15 protein-coding genes are annotated in these 18,912 nt (G+C 61.5%); 6 read left to right on the forward strand and 9 right to left on the reverse strand.

Annotated elements, in window-relative coordinates; all coding sequences use genetic code 11:
- Both AC6FTP_RS12250 and AC6FTP_RS12255 read left to right on the forward strand, forming a co-directional pair.
- Positions 1 to 225: hypothetical protein (locus AC6FTP_RS12250; protein ID WP_497207206.1), on the forward strand; the 225-nt coding region annotated here is incomplete at its 5' end.
- Positions 226 to 494: 269 nt separating this feature from the next.
- The gene (locus AC6FTP_RS12255) at positions 495 to 4,622 is read left to right on the forward strand and encodes a choice-of-anchor D domain-containing protein (protein ID WP_497207207.1); all 4,128 of its coding nucleotides are present in this window, start codon (positions 495 to 497) and stop codon (positions 4,620 to 4,622) included.
- Between the two features lie 138 nt (positions 4,623 to 4,760).
- On the opposite strand, the gene AC6FTP_RS12260 is transcribed toward AC6FTP_RS12255, so the two are convergent.
- From AC6FTP_RS12260 to AC6FTP_RS12270, 3 genes are all read right to left on the reverse strand, one after another.
- Complete coding sequence (locus AC6FTP_RS12260; RefSeq protein WP_497207208.1) at positions 4,761 to 6,200, reverse strand: hypothetical protein; 1,440 nt, start codon at positions 6,198 to 6,200, stop codon at positions 4,761 to 4,763.
- Between the two features lie 89 nt (positions 6,201 to 6,289).
- Positions 6,290 to 8,413 carry a DEAD/DEAH box helicase family protein gene (locus AC6FTP_RS12265; protein ID WP_497207209.1) on the reverse strand — a complete coding sequence of 708 codons (2,124 nt, stop codon included), beginning with the start codon at positions 8,411 to 8,413 and terminating at the stop codon, positions 6,290 to 6,292.
- Between the two features lie 117 nt (positions 8,414 to 8,530).
- Complete coding sequence (locus AC6FTP_RS12270; RefSeq protein ID WP_497207210.1) at positions 8,531 to 9,172, reverse strand: AAA family ATPase; 642 nt, start codon at positions 9,170 to 9,172, stop codon at positions 8,531 to 8,533.
- 116 nt (positions 9,173 to 9,288) lie between these two features.
- On the opposite strand from AC6FTP_RS12270, the gene AC6FTP_RS12275 reads away from it, so the two are divergent.
- From AC6FTP_RS12275 to prfB, 3 genes are all read left to right on the forward strand, one after another.
- Positions 9,289 to 9,720, forward strand: a complete 432-nt coding sequence (locus AC6FTP_RS12275; RefSeq protein WP_497207211.1) for a hypothetical protein — start codon at positions 9,289 to 9,291, stop codon at positions 9,718 to 9,720.
- A 47-nt stretch (positions 9,721 to 9,767) separates the two neighbouring features.
- Positions 9,768 to 10,223: a c-type cytochrome domain-containing protein gene (locus AC6FTP_RS12280; protein ID WP_497207212.1), complete on the forward strand. Its 456-nt coding sequence runs from the start codon at positions 9,768 to 9,770 to the stop codon at positions 10,221 to 10,223.
- A gap of 134 nt (positions 10,224 to 10,357) precedes the next feature.
- Positions 10,358 to 11,507 (forward strand): peptide chain release factor 2 gene (gene prfB, locus AC6FTP_RS12285; RefSeq protein ID WP_497207213.1). Its coding sequence is split into 2 segments (ribosomal slippage): positions 10,358 to 10,444 and positions 10,446 to 11,507, totalling 1,149 coding nucleotides; the frame shifts between segments, so codons are not numbered across the junction.
- Here the strand turns inward: prfB and AC6FTP_RS12290 are convergent.
- On the reverse strand, positions 11,504 to 12,418 hold the full coding sequence (locus AC6FTP_RS12290) for a LysR family transcriptional regulator (protein ID WP_497207214.1): 915 nt from the start codon (positions 12,416 to 12,418) through the stop codon (positions 11,504 to 11,506). The two genes, prfB and AC6FTP_RS12290, sit on opposite strands and share 4 nt — an antisense overlap.
- Positions 12,419 to 12,498: 80 nt before the next feature.
- Here AC6FTP_RS12290 and AC6FTP_RS12295 point away from each other — a divergent pair, with 80 nt between their 5' ends.
- Positions 12,499 to 12,711: a hypothetical protein gene (locus tag AC6FTP_RS12295; RefSeq protein WP_497204186.1), complete on the forward strand. Its 213-nt coding sequence runs from the start codon at positions 12,499 to 12,501 to the stop codon at positions 12,709 to 12,711.
- A 6-nt stretch (positions 12,712 to 12,717) separates the two neighbouring features.
- Here AC6FTP_RS12295 and AC6FTP_RS12300 read toward each other — a convergent pair whose 3' ends face one another.
- The 5 genes from AC6FTP_RS12300 to atpA all read right to left on the reverse strand — a co-directional run bounded on the left by AC6FTP_RS12300 (position 12,718) and on the right by atpA (position 18,888).
- A complete protein-coding gene (locus AC6FTP_RS12300) occupies positions 12,718 to 14,343 on the reverse strand; it encodes a sialate O-acetylesterase (protein ID WP_497207215.1) in 1,626 nt (541 codons plus the stop codon).
- 154 nt (positions 14,344 to 14,497) lie between these two features.
- Complete coding sequence (gene atpC / locus AC6FTP_RS12305) at positions 14,498 to 14,914, reverse strand: ATP synthase F1 subunit epsilon (RefSeq protein WP_497207216.1); 417 nt, start codon at positions 14,912 to 14,914, stop codon at positions 14,498 to 14,500.
- 26 nt (positions 14,915 to 14,940) lie between these two features.
- Positions 14,941 to 16,398, reverse strand: coding sequence for a F0F1 ATP synthase subunit beta (gene atpD, locus AC6FTP_RS12310; RefSeq protein WP_497207217.1), 1,458 nt, complete (start codon positions 16,396 to 16,398; stop codon positions 14,941 to 14,943).
- 36 nt (positions 16,399 to 16,434) lie between these two features.
- Positions 16,435 to 17,316: an ATP synthase F1 subunit gamma gene (atpG, locus tag AC6FTP_RS12315; RefSeq protein ID WP_497207218.1), complete on the reverse strand. Its 882-nt coding sequence runs from the start codon at positions 17,314 to 17,316 to the stop codon at positions 16,435 to 16,437.
- Between the two features lie 42 nt (positions 17,317 to 17,358).
- Positions 17,359 to 18,888, reverse strand: coding sequence for a F0F1 ATP synthase subunit alpha (gene atpA, locus AC6FTP_RS12320; RefSeq protein WP_497207219.1), 1,530 nt, complete (start codon positions 18,886 to 18,888; stop codon positions 17,359 to 17,361).
- Positions 18,889 to 18,912 lie beyond the last annotated feature (24 nt).

Below are 18,912 nucleotides of genomic sequence, written 5' to 3' on the forward strand. Positions count from 1 at the left end.
ATGGCCGCTTTTGGCGATCAATACGTCCAGCGCTTCATCGAGCGCTTTGTCTTCCTTCGTTTTGGGTCTTCTCATGTCTTCCTGTCCTCGGTTTTGACCCTCCACACAAACTTTCTGACAGGCTCCCTGCCGCCCACAGGCTTGACCGGCGTCGTCCACGTGGAGATCACCGCCCTCATCAATGGCTCCCTGCGCACCAGCGAATACCCCTTCCCGCTGACCTAAACGGCGACTCGTCTCTCCTCACGGGCCGCCCCTGCCACTCCTGCAAGGGCGGCCCCGTTGTTTATACCTGCCGCCCCTCACACCTCGACCTGCCGCTCCTCACACCTCGACCTGCCGCTCCTCACACCTCGACCTGCCGCTCCTCACACCTCGACCTGCCGCTCCTCACACCTCGACCTGCCGCCCTCACCCCTTGCTCCCCCGGCCTAGCTCGGCATCTTCCAGCGCCTGACTCTCAGGCTTCCCCGCGCCAGCCAGCATCCCCTGATATGAAAACGATTCGTTTCCTCGCCCTCGGGCTGCTGCTCGCCAGCCATGGCTCACTCCATGCAGCCACGCCTCCAGCAGGCAAAACCCAGCAACTCACCACACCCGATCAGGTGCCGGAGGGCCTGGCCAAGTCCGACTGGGCCAGCATCCGCGCGGCCTACGAGGCAGGGCAGCACGCTTTCCAGCCCATCGAGGGCGGCTGGCAGGCGCGGAATCCGGGGCAGCAGTGGACCACGAAGTTCGACCGGCGTGGCTTCCTTGCCCAGCCTCGGGATGCGGACTGGCAGTGGGGGCTGGAGCTGAAGAGCTACGGCTTTGAGGAAACGCAGACAGCCATCGGCGGCACCCCGGCGGTGAAGGCCGAGGGCCAGCGCCTCAGCTACCAGTGGGATGCCACCGTGCAGGAGTGGTGGGTGAATGATAAGCGCGGGCTGGAGCACGGCTTCACGGTCGCGAAGCGACCCAGCCTTCCCGCCTCCTCTTCTCAGAGTCTCTCCTTCACCCTCGCCGTGCGCGGCACTCTCACCCCCAAAGTCAGCCCCGATGCCCTCGGCGTCATGTTCCAGGACGCGGGCGGTGCCACGGTGCTGAATTACACGGGCCTGAAGGTGTGGGACGCGGATGGCAAGATCCTGGTCTCGCATTTCGAGCCGGCGGGGCAAAATGCCGTGCGCCTGCTGGTGGATGACCGCGCCGCGCGCTACCCTATCACGATCGATCCCATCGCGCAGCAGGCTTACGTGAAGCCCGCTACCAACCTGGGCTCCGCAGTGGAGCAGGACCAGTTCGGCCACTCCGTGGCGGTGTCTGGCGACACGGTGGTGGTCGGGGCACCTTTTGAGGACAGCAGCACGACGGGCATCAACAGCACGCCCAATGAGTCGGCGAGTGCTGCCGGTGCGGCGTATGTCTTCGTGCGTAGCGGGGCGACGTGGAGCCAGCAGGCTTACCTCAAGCCCGCTGCCGTCGGCACCACGCAGGCGGGCGACGAGTTTGGCGACTCTGTGGCGGTGTCTGGCGACACGGTGGTGGTCGGGGCACGCTATGAGGGAAGCAGCACGATGGGCGTCAACAGCACGCCCGATGAGGCAGCCCCCAAGGCCGGGGCGGCGTATGTCTTCGTGCGTAGCGGGACGACATGGAGCCAGCAGGCCTACCTCAAGGCCAGCCAAGTCACGGCGCAAGACTTCTTCGGCAACTCCGTGGCGGTGTCTGGCGACACGGTGGTGGTCGGGGCACACCGTGAGGATAGCAGCACGACGGGTATCAACAGCACGCCCGATGAGGGGGCGGACAATGCCGGTGCGGCGTATGTCTTCGTGCGCAACGGATCAATGTGGAGCGAGCAGGCCTACCTCAAGCCCGCAGCCTTCGGCAGCACGCAAGTGAACGACTTCTTCGGCTCCTCCGTGGCGGTGGATGGCGACACGGTGGTGGTCGGGGCACTCATTGAGGACAGCAGCACGACAGGCATCAACAGCACGCCCGATGAGGGGGCGAGTGGTGCCGGTGCGGCGTATGTTTTCGTGCGCAGCGGATCGCTGTGGAGCCAGCAGGCTTACCTCAAGCCCGCGGTCGTCGGCACCACGCAGCTGGGCGACGGGTTCGGCGGCTCGGTGGCGGTGTCTGGCGACACGGTGGTGGTCGGGGCAGTTGGTGAGGACAGCACGAATCCGGGTATCAACAGCCCACCCAGTGAGGACGCGATCTATTACGGTGATAGTGCCGGTGCGGCGTATGTCTTCGTGCGCAGCGGATCGACGTGGAGCGAGCAGGCTTTCCTCACGCCCGCGGTCATCGGCACCACGCAGGCGGGCGACTACTTCGGCTTGTCTGTGGCGGTGTCCGGCGACACGGTATTTGTTGGGGCACTCTATGAGGATAGCAGCACGATGGGCATCAACAGCACGCCCAATGAGGGGGCGTACGCTGCCGGAGCGGCGTATGCCTTCGTGCGCAGTGGCGCGACGTGGAGCCAGCAGGCATACGTCAAGCCCCTCGGCACCTCGCATGGGGGCGACTCCTTTGGTATCTCCGTGGCGGTGTCTGGCGACACAGTGGTGGTGGGGGCAAACCGTGATGCAAGCAGCACGACGGGCATCGACAGCACTCCCAATGATTTGGCGGGCACTGCCGGTGCGGCGTATGTCTTTGTGCGCAGCGGATCAATGTGGAGCCAGCAGGCTTACCTGAAGCCTGCGGCCATCGGCACCACGCAGGCGGGCGACAACTTCGGCTGGTCTGTGGCGGTGTCTGGCGACACGGTGGTGGTCGGGGCCTACGGCGAGGACAGCAGCACGACGGGCATCAACAGCACGCCCGATGAGGCGGCGAGCTTTGCCGGTGCGGCGTATGTTTTCGTGCGTAACGGGACGACGTGGAGCGAGCAGGCTTACATTAAGCCCGCTGCCGTCGGCACCTTGCAGGCGGGCGACCAGTTCGGCTACTCCGTGGCGGTGGCCGGCGACACCATGGTGGTCGGGGCAAACCGAGAGGGAAGCAGCACGACGGGTATCAACAGCACGCCCAATGAGTCGGCGGGCTTTGCCGGGGCGGCGTATGTCTTCGTGCGCAGCGGGACGACGTGGAGCCAGCAGGCTTACCTCAAGGCCAGCCAAGTCACGGCGAGCGACAACTTCGGCTCATCCGTGGCGGTGTCTAGCGACACGGTGGTGGTCGGAGCAATCGGTGAGGACAGCAGCACGACGGGCATCAACAGCACGCCCGATGAGGGGGCGAGCTTTGCCGGTGCGGCGTATGTTTTCGTGCGCAGCGGATCGGCGTGGAGCCAGCAGGCCTACCTCAAGCCCGCAGACGTCGGCACCACGCAAGTAAACGACTTCTTCGGCTTTTCCGTGGCGGTGTCTGACAACACGGTGGTGGTCGGGGCACGCAATGAGGACAGCAGCACGACGGGCATCAACAGCACGCCCGATGAGGGAGCGGCCGATGCCGGTGCGGCGTATGTTTTCGTGCGCAGCGGATCGATCTGGAGCCAGCAAGCTTACCTGAAGCCCGCAGCCGTCGGCACCTCGCAGGCGGGCGACAACTTCGGCTACTCCGTGGCGATGTCTGGCGACACGGTGGTGGTCGGGGCACGCTATGAGGGAAGCAGCACGACGGGCATCAACAGCACGCCTGATGAGGTGGCGAGCTTAGCCGGTGCGGCGTATGTCTTCGTGCGCAACGTCACGACATGGAGCGAGCAGGCCTACCTCAAGGCCAGCCAAGTCACGGCGAGCGACCAGTTCGGCTCGTCCGTGGCGGTGTCTGGCGGCACGGCGGTGGTCGGGGCACCCTTTGAGGACAGCAGCTCGACGGGCATCAATAGCACGCCCAATGAAGGGGCACTGTCTGCCGGGGCGGCCTCTATTTTCACCGGCCTTGGACCCCTGACCCCCGACATCGCCGTGACGCAGGCTGCCGCCCTGGCGGATGCTGGCAGCATTGACTTTGGCCCCGTGACCTTGGGCAGCAGCGCACCGCTCACTTTCACCATCACGAATTCCGGCGACGCCAGCCTGACCAGCCTCGCTGTGACCAAGAGCGGGACTTATGCCACGGACTTCATCGTGAGCGGACTGAGCGGCACCAGCATCCCTGTGGGAGCGGGCACGGTCATCTTCACCGTGACCTTCACCCCCACCGGCACGGTCAGCGCCACGCACGCCGCAGCGCTCCACATCGCCAGCAATGATCCAGATGCGGAGAACCCTTTCGACATCAACCTCTCGGGCACGGTGATCTCTTCAAACACTGATGGTGATGGCGACGGCCTGAACGACCTCGCTGAATTCCAGCTCTCGGCACTGGGCTTCGACTGGCAGGTGGGCCAGACGGCCTTGGTGAACACTTATTACTCCAGTGCGAACGCCGCCGGCCTCTACACCCCGGCGCAAGTGCAGGCGCTGAACGTGGGCACCCCGCTGATCCAGCGTCACCCGACGACGGGTGTCTTTACCCTGACCCTCGGTGTGGAGAAGAGCACGACGCTGCTACCGGGCAGCTTCCTACCCTTCCCCATGACTGGGGTCGGCACATCCACCGTCATCAACGGCCAGGGCAAGCTGGAGTTCCAGTTCACCGTGCCGGACAACGCGGCCTTCTTCCAACTGAAGGCGCAGTGAGACGCTGAAGGTGCAGCACGATGCGCGTTGCGGCGGGAGGGCAGGATGGGAATGCTGAAGTGCTGGTCCCTCTCCCCCTTGGGGAGAGGCTAGGTGAGGGGTCGGGGCGGATGAGGCGAAGACGATCTGCTACGGGTCTCACTCGGACCGCCTCTTCAGCGCGCCGAGCATGGCTTCCAGCTTCTCGGTGATCTTGGTGGCGGCGGGGACTTCGAGGTAGCTGCTGCGGGCACGCCAGGTCTCGTAGCCGCCGAGGGCGTGGTGCTCTTCGGTGGGCAGGTAGCCGTTGTAGCCATTGGCCAGGGAGATGGTGAAGTGGCGGTCAAAGGGGCTGGTGCGCTTCAGCCGCAGGCCGATCTCCACGAAGACTTCACAGGGGATGCTGGCGATGCTGAGGCTGCCGATGCGGTGCGCCTGGAGCTTCACGGGGACGGTGTCGGGATAGTCCGCCAGCTTCAGGGTCTCGCGGGCATAGATGGCTTTGCGGTCGCCCCACTGGCCGTCTTTGTCCTTGGGGATGGTGGCCAGCCACTGCTCGGCCTGCTGGATCTCCTGCGCGGTGCCTTTGCGGACGCCGAGCTGGAGCTCGCTCTCTTCGGTGTCGATCTCCGTTTCCTTCTGCCACTTGATGGAGTCAAAGGCGCTCATCGCTGCATCGGCCACGCTGCGGGCCACGAGCTGGATCTGCTCGCCAGGGTTGCGCTTGTAGCGGAGGGAGGAGCCGTAGTTGGCGTTGTTGATGTTGCCGCTGGTGCCGTTGCTCATGATGCCGACGAAGGCGGGCTTGCCGGAGTAGCGTGCATCGCCTGCCTTGAGGCGGTCGCCCATCTCATGGGCAAAGGCGGCGAAGTAGTCCGCGCTGATGGCGGGATTTCCGCCGACGTAGTGGAGGCTGTAATTGGCCAGCAGGCCGATGGGCCGCCCGTCTGCGAGACTGCGTGCGGCGAGGATGGCCACGTCCTGATCCACGGGTCCGGTGGGCACGGAGACCTTCAGATTCACCTGCCCCGGATTCATCTGCGCGCGGTCCGTGGTGATGCCGAAGGGGTTTTCATACGAGAGGCCCGACTTCACATGCCAGCGGCGGTTGAAGACCTGCGCGGGATCACTGCCAAAGGCCCAACCAAATTCAGCGGGCTCCAGATTCTGGATGGCCTGCACGATGCCTTTGGCGATCAGGGCGGGCACGCCCTTCACGTAGTCCATGTCAGGGTCACTCTGAAAGGCGGGCGTCAGCGCTGCGGCTGAGTGCGTGTGGGTGGCGGAGATGAGGATGTGCTCGCGCGGGATGCCGGCATCTTTGGCGGCCAGCGTCTTCGCCTCCTCACTGATCTCACGCGGCAGCAGACAGGCGTCCACGATGGCAAAAACGAGCGTCCTCTTCCCATCATTCAGCGCCAGACAACGGGCATGCATGGGATCATGGATGCTATCAGCAAAGCCGCCCTTCATGCCGCCATTCACGGGCACGGGAAACCTCGTGGGTGAGATGTCCTGGGCAAAGGCTCCTGCTTTAAACTCGGCGCGAGTGGTGGCGACGGTGAGCAGGAGGAGCGGGAGAAGAAAGGCGCGATGCATGAGTGAGCATACGCAACCGCCCGCATGGTGCTGCCGTGAGTGCATCACGGCTTTCGATACTTCGCTGCCGGATGCCCCTCAGATCTCATTCACTCTCCAACGGGCTCTTTGAGGATGTGGCGGAGGATGGGAAAGAGGGCCTCTTCACATTCCTTGAGCTTCAGGCGGAGCTGGCGCTTCACGAGCGGATTGCCGAACATGCGATGGCTGTCTGCCACACGGCCTTCGAGGATGGCCTCCCAGGTGGCGTTGGAGGCATCCAGCGCGGCGGCGAGGCTCTGATCCAGCACGGGCATCTTCAGCACGATGTCCTGGGGGCGGATGATCTCATCGAGGGTTTCAGGATTGACGGGGCCGTCCTTGAGACTAACCACAATGACGGATGGTGCATCCCCAAACACTGCCGTGCGCCACTGCTTGATGGCGGGCAGGCTGGCGGCCTTGGAGGTGACGGGATGGATGGGCAGCCAGTGCAGGCCGTCATCGACACGCAGGCTCTCGATGATGCCAGGGTTCAGATCACGTGCGAGGACGTCCTGGCAGCTCGCGGGGAGATCGGCGAGCACGAGCTTGCCCTCCATGGCGGACTCGACGATGCGGCGCATGGTGTCCACGTTGTCGATGGGCATGGACTCGATCTTATGAGGAGAGATCTTTTGGAAGTCACGGTTGCCGAGGGCATCGCAGTCGAAGAGAGCCACGTCGTCACGCTTCTCGAACCCTGCGAGTTCGTAGAGGAGTCGGGCGATGGTGCTTTTGCCGGTGCCGCCGCTGCCAGCGGTGATCATGATCATCTTCATAGGAGGTCGAGGTAGCGTAGGTGGAGTAAGGCTGAAAGGGAAATTGGTGGGCAAATCTTGGGAATCCAAAGCGCTCACCTTTGCCGCCGGGGCGGCCGGGACCGGCGGTGCTTCTTCACCCGGTGCGGGTTTGTAGCGGGCGGTCCCGCGCAGGAGATGGTCGCCGAGATAGCAGGTGAAGAGGCCGGGCATCTCCAGGCCCTTGGCGGAATCCAGATCATAACTGGATAGGCCGTAGGCTCCGTCCTGCAGGCACTGCCAGAGCCGGTTGAACTGCTCCTGCCAGTCCGCCCCGAGGTCTGAGTAGGTCATGCCAGGCTCATGGGCCTCCCGGATCACGATGGGTGACCTGCCGAGGGAAAGGCAGCCCCGGCGGGATTCGAGCATCACCACGAGTCCGCTGACGCTGTCCAGCCTCACATCCAGCGCGCGTGAGGTTTGCGCCATGTCACGCTGGCCCGGCAGACGAAGCAGGATGTGCTGCGGGTCCAGGCTGAGATCGGCGGCGGGCACCTCGGGGGCCACTTTGCTCAATGCCTCCCGCAACAGATCGATCTCCCCCTGCCCCAGGCAGTGGCGATGGGCCAGGAGCCGGGAAAGACGGATGTAGGATGCTGAGTTCGAGGACGATGTCACACGTCCGAATATCTCCGGCGGCTCCGTCCGCGCCGGGACTGCCGGCAGCAGACTCGGCGCCAAAGTGAGTTGCGAGAGCATGTTGGAGCCCTTCAGCCCATGCGTGACGTTGGCGATGGTCATGAGCATGATGGCCTTCAATTGCTTGAGGGACAAAGTCGTGCTGCCCCCCCGCTCGATCTCCCGGAAGAGTGACAGAAGCTCGACTGGAACACGCGCCATGGCGGCCATCGTCACATTCACTCCCGGACGCCCGTTCATCAGCATCGCGCAGACTTCGAGCAGGCGTGTCGGCAATGACTCAGGAGCGCAGGCACGGGCCTCGAAGCGGTCGATAAACAAGTGCAGAAACTCCTCCTGCCAGACTCCCACGCGGCAGCCCAGAGGATTGATGAGGCACACCACCTGAGGCAGCCAGGCCTCCAGCGCCTCCAGTTCCGCTGACAGCCGCCAGACCAAGGCACAGGCCACGCCCACGGGCAGCGGCCCCACCCGCAGGATGTATTCTTTGAGAGGCTCGCCAGGGGCAGTCCCCAGCATGGCCATGACCTGGGCACCATTGTTTTGCACATCCATCACTCTCGGCAGCGAGGGAAAGAAAGCGCCCAGCATCGGGCAAAGCCAGGCCAGCTCCGACTGCTGGAAGCCCTGCCTAACCATGAACGGGCCACCTTCGGGATACAGCTCTCTCGTCGGCCTACCGGAAAGAGGTGCTGCCAGAAAGTCGGTCAGTGGAGGAGGTGCTGTCCTTTGCAGAACGGTCGGCAGCGGAGACATCAAGGAGGTGGGAGAGAGAATGGCGTTATGCTTCTCAGCACGAATCATGCAAGCTTAGAATCAGCCTGTGGGGAAGATTCCGAATGTGACAAATCAGGAGGAAACTGCTGACTCAGCCTACTTTCGGCAGCGCCCCTTGATCTTCTTCGCCGCTGACTTGCAGCCCATCTCAGCCACGATGCCCTCCAACACCGCGAGCGCGAAGGAGATCTTTTTGAAGAAGCTCGGGTTATGAGGCACCAGGATGAAGCGCGGATGCTTCATCCATAGCTGCCGCAGCTTGCGATCCAGCTCCACGGCCTGCTCGATGGACTCATTGCGGATCGGGTTCCCTCCCTCGATACCCATGCCACCCACAGCGGCGCTTTCGAAGAAGATCACCGCGTCATAACGCTTCAGTTCCGCCTGCATCGTCGTCTCCACATCCTCGAAGAAGTGATGCGGATCACCCGGCCAGTAGGCCGCGCCGTCGATCGTCCCGCGATCACACAGCAGCACGCGGTCAGGATACATGGCCGCCTGCACATCCTCCAGATTCCGCTGCACGTGATAAATGGCGCGCTGTGCCGCATGCACCGCACCGGGCACATGCACACGCGGGAATCCGCCCGTGAAGATCATCGTCGCCGCCTCCGGCACCAGCACCACACGCTCCCCCATTTCGCGACGGAAGAGATCCCCCGCCGTTGTCTTTCCCCCGCCGGGGCCACCGGTGAGCACGATGCGGCAATGCCCGTTGCTGTGGTTCTTTTTCGTCATGTGAAACAGCAGTCTGGCAGGACAGGGCAGATCCCGTCAAGCCGCACGCAGGATCACCGCAGAAGAAAACAGGATTGGCAACGCGTCTTCGCGCCTTTAGCAGTTACACTGCACTCATGAAAATCCATCCACTCCTCACAATCGCCACGCTGGTCCTGCTCGCCGCCTGCACCTCGCTAAAAAGTCATCGTGCCGAGGTCGCCTACTTCGAGGCGCATGTGAAGCCCGTCTTCCAGGCCAACTGCCTCCGCTGCCATCAGGGCCCCCAGGCACCTGCGCGGCTGAATCTCACCGATGGGGTGAGCGCACGCGCCTCCGTCAGTCCGCGCACCGGACGCCCCTTCATCATCCCCGGTGATCCTGATTGCAGCCTCATCGTCGCCGCCGTCACCCGCATGGGCACCCATCCCCTCCTCATGCCGAAGCTCGAAGTCAGCCTCACTGAGGACGAGATCGGCGAGCTCAGCGAATGGATCGAAGACGGTGCCTACTGGCCCGAAGGCGAGGCCGGGAAACTCAAGCCTGTCTTCAATCCCGAGAATCCCTGACACCTCCCGCTGTCACACTTACTCAGACTCCGGGCTAGTTGAGGAAGATGTCTCCGGTCCGCCTCCTTCCCTGCCTTGCTTTGATCGCCCTCATGGCTGCCTGCCAGAGTGATCCCACCCCTGAAAAACCGGTGACCGCCCTGGCAGACGAAACCTACTTCGTCCGCTACATCAAACCCATTTTCGCCGCCCGCTGCGTCTCCTGTCATCAGGGCATCAATGCCCCCGCCGGGCTCACCCTCGTCCAGCGCAGCGGACTCTACGCCCCACGCAGGCAGGGCAGCGCCTTCGTCGTCCCCGGAGATCCCTCCGCCAGCCTGCTGCTCACCGCCATCGAGCCCGATGGCAGCCACCCGCGCACCATTCCACGGGTCGCCGGCACTCTGAGTGATTGGGAGTTAGGCGCCCTTTACGAATGGATCGAAGACGGAGCCCCCTGGCCCGACAACCCCGAAGGCTTCATCCAGCCCGCCCCCATGCTTCACCGCACCCTGCCGAGGTGAGGGTGAATCGTTTTTGGCCTGCCAGCTCTGAGGCGCTCGCTTGATGGCGGGGCCGTTGGTGCTTCGCTGCAGGTCGCAAACACTCGTGATTCCCATTTGCATCCCCTGCCCTCATGCCGTAAGCCCCGCGCCCCATGGAAACGAACTCAAAGTCCGTCCTGACTGACCTCCAGGCGTTCGACGTGGCGAGCCTTAAAGGCCGCCTGATCGAACTCCGGAGGTATCTTTGACGTACCGAAGCTAACCGAAGAGCTGAACGCTCTGGAACATAAAATGACCGCCCCAGGTTTCTGGGACAGCCAAAACGCCGCGAAGAAGGTCATCGACCGCGCGAACGTGATCAAAAAGCAGATCGAGCCACTCGGTGGTCTCGAATCACGCGTGGAAGACTTCCCCATCCTCATCGAACTGGCGAAGGAGCAGGGCGATGTGCAGAGCATCAAAGAAGTGCAGAGCGAATTTGATGCGATTAACAAAGCCATCGCTGCCTATGAACTCGATCTCCTGCTCGCGGGACCGTTTGATCGCGGCAGTGCTTTCTTGATCATCCACTCCGGCGCCGGTGGCACGGAGGCCTGCGACTGGGCAGACATGCTCATGCGCATGTACGTCCGCTGGTGCGAGCGAAAGGGCTACAAGGTCCAGATCATCGATCATCAAGAAGGCGACGATGTGGGCACGCGCTCTGCCACGCTGGAAATCCAAGGTGAGAACGCCTTCGGCTTCCTCAAAAACGAGCGCGGAGTTCATCGCCTCGTGCGCATCTCCCCCTTTGATGCGGCGAAGAAGCGCCACACCTCCTTTGCCTCCATCGACGTCACGCCCGACAACGAAGAGGACATCAACATCGACATCCGCGACGACGATCTGAAAGTCGATACCTACCGCGCAGGCGGCAAAGGCGGCCAGAACGTGAACAAGGTGGAAACCGCTGTCCGAATCACCCACATCCCGAGCGGCGTCATCGTCGCCTGTCAGGTAGAACGCAGCCAGCCAAAGAACCGCGCCAAAGCCATGGCGATGCTCAAGGCCAAGCTCTACCAGATCGAGGAAGACAAGCGCACCGCCGAAGTCGCCCGCCAATACGGCGAGAAGACCGACATCGGCTGGGGCAGCCAGATCCGCAGCTACGTCTTCCAGCCCTACCAGATGGTCAAAGATCTGCGCACGGGTGAAAAGACCAGCGACATCTCCGGTGTCATGGACGGCGATCTCGATGCGATGATGGAAGCCAAACTGCGTGGCAAGAAGGCCGGTGAAGGTGATGTGGACGAGGATGTTTAATCTTTCATTTCCCACAGCTTCCCATCCTTCAGCCACTCGCTCATCAGATCACGGAAGGCTTTCACGGAGGGGCTGAGTTCGTCGGGATTCCAGACCATGACGAGCGGCACGCTGTGTTCCGGTGTGACCGGCACATAGCGCAAGCAGGCGGGCATGGAGGAGGCCGCCACACTGTCTGTGGCGATGCCCACGCCTGAACCAGCTTCGACATAGGTCAGCACGGTGCCCATCAAGCTCGGGCTTTGCGAGATGCGCGGGGCAAAACCTGCCGCACGACAGGCGGCGAGGATCTCATCATGCAGGCCCACGCCTTCACGCCGTGCGAGCACGATGAGCGGCTCCTGTGCGAGGTCTTTCCAGGCGATGGATTTCTTTTCCGCCAAGGGATGATCCGCGCGCACCACGATCCCGAGCGGCTCCTGCCGCAGCAGCAGGGTGCTCAGCGCGCGTTCACCCTGCCCTGGAACGGGCCGCGTGAGAGCCACGGAGAGACGGCCTTTTGCCACCATCTCCCACACTCGCTCCGGGGTACGCTCCTCCAGATGCACGGACACTTTCGGGAAACGCTGCCGGTATTCGGCCAGCAGTCTGCCGAGGAAAGGCTGTGTCGGCGGCCCGATGTAGCCGAGCCGCAGCTCGCCTTCTTCACCCGCTGCGGTGCGTTTCACCCGGCGCAGAGATTCATCCAGCCGCTCCAACACCACGGCGGTCTCACCAAGTAAAACGGTGCCAGCAGGCGTCAGCGCCACCGTGCGGCGGTTACGATCAATGAGGCGCGTGCCGAGATCCTGCTCCAGCTCCTGCACAGCGCGGGAGAGTGCAGGTTGGGCGATGCGCAGGCGACGAGCTGCCTTGGAGAAGCTCAGCTCCTCGGCCACAGCCTGAAAGTAACGCAAATGACGAAGATCCATGGCTTTGTTTAGACGCCGGGCGGAGGTCTGACAACTCCCGCTATTGCCAGATGACCATCCTTTGACCAATGTCGTCCATCATGACACGCCCCGAAGCCACTCAGCAAATCCGCGACGCCGCGAAGACCATCGCGCTCCAGATGATGAAAATCCACCCTGCCCTGCCCCACCTGAAGGACGAGGAGACGATGAAAGACAGCCTGAAAGCGCTGCACGAGATGACGGTGCACCTGGAGACGATCAAAAAGAAGATCGGCCGCCTGGAGAAGCAAGATGACAGCACGCTTCTGTAGCGTGATTCATCGAGCCTGAGCCTTCTGCACCTCCTGGAAGGGTGAAACCACTCCCAAGGTGCTCGGGATGAACTCATCCGTGCGGAAGCAACTGGCGGGCAAGCCTTCGGCGTTGATCAAGTTGGCACCCTCAGGCCAGGCAGCCCAGGCATAGCGGACACCGACAGGAGTTGCCACGGCGTCACTGGAGACGATGACTTCGTTGTTCTCGATCTTGGCCTGCGCCCAGACCCATTTCTGATCTTGGCCTGCGATCTGGAAGTGCTTCAGTTCGCCGCCATCACGCGTCTTCAGCCCTCCGCCGATGTGATCGAACTGCACGCGCACTTTGTTCCCCTCGATCATCGAGTTTTTAAACATGGGGCCGCTGAAGACGGTGTCGGCACGGCCATAGTCCTTCGCCAGTGCCCAGAGAGCGAGACGACGCCCGACTTCCTGCTTGTTCTTCGGATGGATGTCTTTCTCGTCGCCGATGTCATTGATGACAGCGACGCCGGTTTTGGGCAAGGTGATCGCGGTGAGATACTGTGCCTCCTGGAGCTCGGCCCAAGTGTCCGCGACACCGGCCTCCTTGCTCACAGGCTGGCCGTTTCCAAAATTGGCGAGTTGCACGATGTAGAAGCTGAGCTCGCTGTTCCAGCGGGTGCGCCAGTCGTTGATCATATTTGGCAGCAGTTCCTGATACTGGAAGGCGCGCTTTTGATTCGATTCCCCCTGATACCAGATGGCACCCTGCACGGAGTAAGGAATAAGCGGGGCCACCATGGCATTGAAGAGCACGGCAGGGTGGTGCGGCGTCTTGGTCGGATCTTCCGGAGGGCGCGGTGCGGCAGGGGCCTTCTTCTTCTGCTCGGCGGGCAGTTTGGCGTTGTCGTCGTTGATCTTTTTTGCCAATGCCTGCCACTCAGCCTTGGCGACTTCGAATTTGGCGTTCTCCGCCGTGGCGTCCCAGCTTTGGCGGATGCCATCCCAGTCACTCAGCATCTGAGCCGCGCAGGGGCGCTCATCCAGCGACTCACGACTCGTCCAGGCCTCGATGCGCGTGCCACCCCAGGAGGTATTGATCAGCCCCACGGGCACTTTCAGAACCTGATGCAGGTGGCGCCCGAAAAAGTATCCCACGGCAGAGAACTGGCCGACGTTCTGCGGGTTCGCCTCTTTCCAGGAGCCCTTCACGTCACCGGCGGGTGTCATGGCCACCGTGCGCTCCACATTAAACATGCGAATCTGGGGGAAATTCGCCGCCGAGATCTCCTGCTGCGGATTCCCTGCCTGGCTGACCGTCCATTGCATGTTGGATTGACCCGAGCAGACCCACACTTCCCCGACGAGCAGGTTTTTCAAAGTGACGGTATTCTTCCCTGCGATGGTCATCTCCTGCGGCTGGGCATTGGCAGGCAATGGATCAAGCGACACCCGCCATTTGCCCTCCAGATCCACCCTCGTGACCTGTGTCTGCCCAGCGAAGCGCACGCTCACGTCTTCATCAGGCGCACCCCAGCCCCAGACCGCCACCGGCTTGCCCTGCTGGAGCACGAGACCGTCGCTGAAGAGCGCTGGCATTTTGATGTCGGCGTGGACAGAACTGGTGATCAGGACAAGCAGAAGTCCGTACTTGAGAGAGGCTTTCATGGGTGGGAATAGGTGATCAACAGATCCAGACTGCCGTTCTTGCAAAGGCCGCTCAAGCATCATTTACTTTGGGCTTAAAATATGCGGTGAACTGCCAACACAAGAATGCCCACCAAGAGGTGGGCATTTGAAAATGAACCTGGCGCTTGTGTGCTTAGATCGTCTTGCGCTTCCGCTTTATGTGAAGCTGGGCGGTGCTGCGCTGAATCATCGCCATGACGGCGGCGACTTCTTCTTGGTGCTCGCCGGGCTTGAGGGAATCGAGCTGCGATTTGGCACGTGCGAGAGCTTCTTCCACGGCTTTTTCGTCGATGGACTCGACGTCGATGGCCATGTCGGTGAGGATGCGGGCGTAGCCGCCGGTGACTTCGACGAGACCTTCACCCACGGCCATCTCGGTGGTCTTGCCACCTTTGGTGATGCGCAGTTCGCCGCACTGGAGAGTCGTCACCAGCGGAGCATGCGCTGGCAAGATGCCGAGTTCGCCTTCAGCTCCTGGGAGGACAACAGTGTCCACCTCATCAGAGAAGATGCGGGCTTCGGGGGTGACGATTTCGAGTTTGAGAGGCATGAGCGCTTGAGAGGCAAATGGATAACTTACTTCTTTGGCACAGTGTCGATGCCGCCCTTCATGTAGAAGTTGGCTTCTGGCACATCGTCGTGCTTGCCGTCGAGGATCTCAGCGAAGCCTTTGATGGTGTCGCTCACCTTGACGTATTCGCCTTTGGTGCCGGTGAAGATTTCAGCGACGTGGAAGGGCTGGCTGAGGAAGCGCTGGAGCTTACGAGCGCGGAACACGGTGAGTTTGTCGTCGTCGGACAGTTCGTCCATACCAAGGATGGCGATGATATCCTGGAGATCCTTGTAGCGCTGAAGCACGCGCTGGACACCACGGGCGACACGGTAGTGCTCTTCACCGACGATGTCTGGGGCCAGGGCCTTCGACACGGAGGAAAGAGGATCAACGGCTGGATAAATGCCAAGCTCAGCAAGGGAACGCTCAAGCACGACGGTGGAGTCAAGGTGAGCGAAGGTGTTGGCCGGAGCTGGGTCAGTCAAGTCATCCGCAGGAACGTAAACGGCCTGGAAGGAAGTGATGGAACCGCTCTTTGTAGAGGTGATTCGCTCCTGCATGGCACCCATTTCAGAGGCCAGCGTGGGCTGGTAACCCACGGCGGACGGCGTACGACCCAGAAGGGCGGACACTTCGGAACCAGCTTGGGAGAAACGGAAGACGTTATCGACGAAGAAGAGCACGTCCTGGTTCTTCTCATCGCGGAAGTACTCGGCCATGGAGAGGGCGGAGAGAGCGACGCGGAGACGAGCACCTGGAGGCTCATTCATCTGGCCGTACACGAGGGCCACTTTGGAGCCGGGCTCGCTGATATAACCACCCTGGTCGTTGCGGACCATGTCGTGGCCGTTCTTCTTCACCTTGATAACCTCGGACTCGATCATTTCGTGGTAAAGGTCATTGCCTTCACGAGTACGCTCACCCACACCGGCGAACACGGAGTAACCACCGTGGCCTTTGGCGATGTTGTTGATCAGCTCCATGATGACGACGGTCTTGCCGACGCCAGCACCACCGAAGGCGCCGACTTTACCACCCTTGGTGAAGGGACAGATGAGGTCGATGACCTTGATGCCGGTTTCGAGAATCTGAGCGGATGGGTTTTGATCGACGAGCGCAGGAGCTGGGCGATGAATCGGGTAGCGCTTCGTGGTCGCAGGGGCCGCCTGGTCGTCAATGGCGTCGCCGGTGACGTTGAAGATACGTCCGAGGACTTCTTCACCCACAGGAACGGTGATCGGGGAGCCGAGGTCAGTGACGCTGATGCCGCGCTTCAGACCTTCCGTGCTGCTCATGGCGACGGAGCGGACCCAGCCATCGCCGAGGTGACTCTGGACTTCGCAGATGAGACGGGTTGGTTTGCCGCCGAGATCGAAGTTGATCTCAAGCGCATTGAAGATCGCAGGCAGCTTGCCGCTGGCTGAGAAATCCACGTCCACCACGGGACCAATGATTTGAACGATGTTGCCGATGTTGCTCATGGGATGATTTGCGATCTGTGATTTGAAATTGAAGGATTACTCGAGAGCCATCTTGGCCGTGGTGATTTCGAGGAGTTCGTTGGTGATGGCTGCCTGACGGAGCTTGTTGTACTCGAGGGAGAGATCCTTGAGCATCTGCTTGGCGTTGTCTGTGGCGTTCTTCATGGCGACCATTCGGCTGCTGTGCTCGGAGGCGCGGGCTTCGAGGATCATCTGATAGATCGTGCCGTTCACATACTGTGGCAGGACGGACTCAAAGACGACGGCTGCGCCGGGCTCAAAAGTATATTGTGGGAGGTCGGCGGCGTTGATCTCGCCGGGGGTCTCGTCAAAGCCGCGTTTGCCACCGAGGGTCACTGGATTCACGGGGAGGATCTGCTCCACGGAAGGGATGGTCGTGACGGTGTTGATGAAGTTGTTGAAGGCGACGAGGACGGTTTTGTATTCGCCCGAGCGGAACTTGTCCTGGATGAATTTACCGACGCTGCGGACTTCGGGGAACTTCACCGGGTCTTTGATCGGGAAGTCGGCGATGAGCGTTTTGCGCAGACGGGACAGGCCTTGAGCGGCTTTGCGGCCGATGGTGACGAACTCGACTTCACCCTGGATGTTCGTGTTCACGACCTTCTTGAGGAGGTTCGTGTTCAGAGCGCCGCAGAGGCCTTTGTCCGTGGCGATGACGAGGACAAGAGTCTTGTCGCCTTTGCCTTCGGAGAAGTAAGGATGAATCCCTTCCTCAGCACTCTCTTTGAGGCTGACGAGGATCTTGTTCATCAACTCGGCATAGGAGCGACCGTTGGCGGCCTGATCCTGCGCCTTCTTCATCTTCGCAGCCGCGACGAGCTGCATGGCCTTGGTGATCTGGGCCGTGTTCTTGACCGATTTGATTCGGCGGCGGATGTCGCGGGTGGAGGGCATGTGAGCGGAGAGCTAAGAGCGGATGGCAGAGAGCTGAAAGGCTTACTTCCAGGAGGACTTGAAGTCGTCGAGAGCGGTCTTGATGTCGCCTTCGACGTTGTCGAGTTTCTTCTCGTTGGCGAGGGTGTCCACGAGGGTGGACTTGCGCTCGGTGAGGTAGGTTTCGAGCTTGGCCTGGAATTCCTTCACGCGGTCCACAGCGACGCTGTCGAAGTAACCTTTCTGCATGGCATAAAGGGTGATGACCATGATCGGCAGGCTCTTCGGCTGATACTGCTGCTGCTTGAAGAGTTCAACGATGCGAGCACCGCGGTCGAGCTTGGCTTTCGTGCCAGCGTCGAGGTCAGAACCGAACTGAGCGAAGGCAGCGAGTTCGCGGAACTGAGCGAGGTCGAGCTTCGTGGTGCCGGACACCTTCTTGATGGCCTTCGTCTGAGCGGCGGAACCCACGCGGGACACCGAAAGACCGACGGAGATGGCGGGGCGGATGCCCTGGTAGAAGAGATCGGTTTCGAGGAAGATCTGACCGTCGGTGATGGAGATCACGTTCGTCGGAATGTAGGCGGACACGTCGCCAGCCTGCGTTTCGATGATCGGCAGAGCGGTCATGGAACCACCGCCGTAGTTTTCATTCACGCGGCAAGCACGCTCAAGGAGACGTGAGTGGAGATAGAAGACGTCACCGGGATAAGCTTCACGACCGGATGGGCGCTTCAAGATGAGGGACACCTGACGATAGGCGACGGCTTGCTTGGAAAGGTCATCGAAGACGATGAGAACGTCCTGGCCCTGGTCCATAAACCACTCACCGATGGCGCAACCGGTGTAAGGAGCGAGGTATTGGTTCACGGCGCTGTCCGAAGCGGAAGCGTTGACGACGACAGTGTATTCCATCGCGCCAGCGTCTTCGAGGGTCTTCACCACACGAGCGACGTTGGACTGCTTCTGACCGACGGCAACGTAGATGCAATAGAGAGGTTTGTGATCAGCCAGCTTACCCTGCTCGGCAGCCTTGTTCTGCTGAGCTTGGGAAATGATGGTGTCCACAGCGATGGTGGTCTTGCCGGTGGAGCGGTCACCGATGATCAACTCACGCTGACCACGGCCAATCGGGATCATGGCGTCGATGCTCATGATGCCGGTCTGCACAGGGACGGACACGGACTTACGGGCGATGATACCAGGGGCAATCTTTTCGACCGGATATTGGGCTTCACCTTTGATGTCGCCTTTGCCATCAACGGCCTGACCGAGCGCGTTCACGACACGGCCGAGGAGGCTCTTGCCGACAGGAACGGAAAGGAGGCGTCCGGTGGTTTTGACTTCGTCGCCAGCTTTGATGCTTTCGCCAGAGCCGAGAAGCACACAGCCAACTTCGGTTTCTTCGAGGTTGAGCGCCAAGCCGTAGAGGCCGCCTGGGAACTCGATCATTTCATTGAGCATGACATCGCTCAAGCCTTCCACTTTGGCGGCGCCGTCACCGATCTCGCGGACAACGCCGACGTTGGACTTGGTGACCGCCGTTTTGAGTCCGGCGATTTGGGATTCGATCTCCTGGAGGATGTTGCTCATGGTAACTACTGGTTTTGGGAAAGG

The organism is Prosthecobacter sp. (assembly GCF_044378005.1).
Taxonomy (GTDB): Bacteria; Verrucomicrobiota; Verrucomicrobiia; order Verrucomicrobiales; family Verrucomicrobiaceae; genus Prosthecobacter.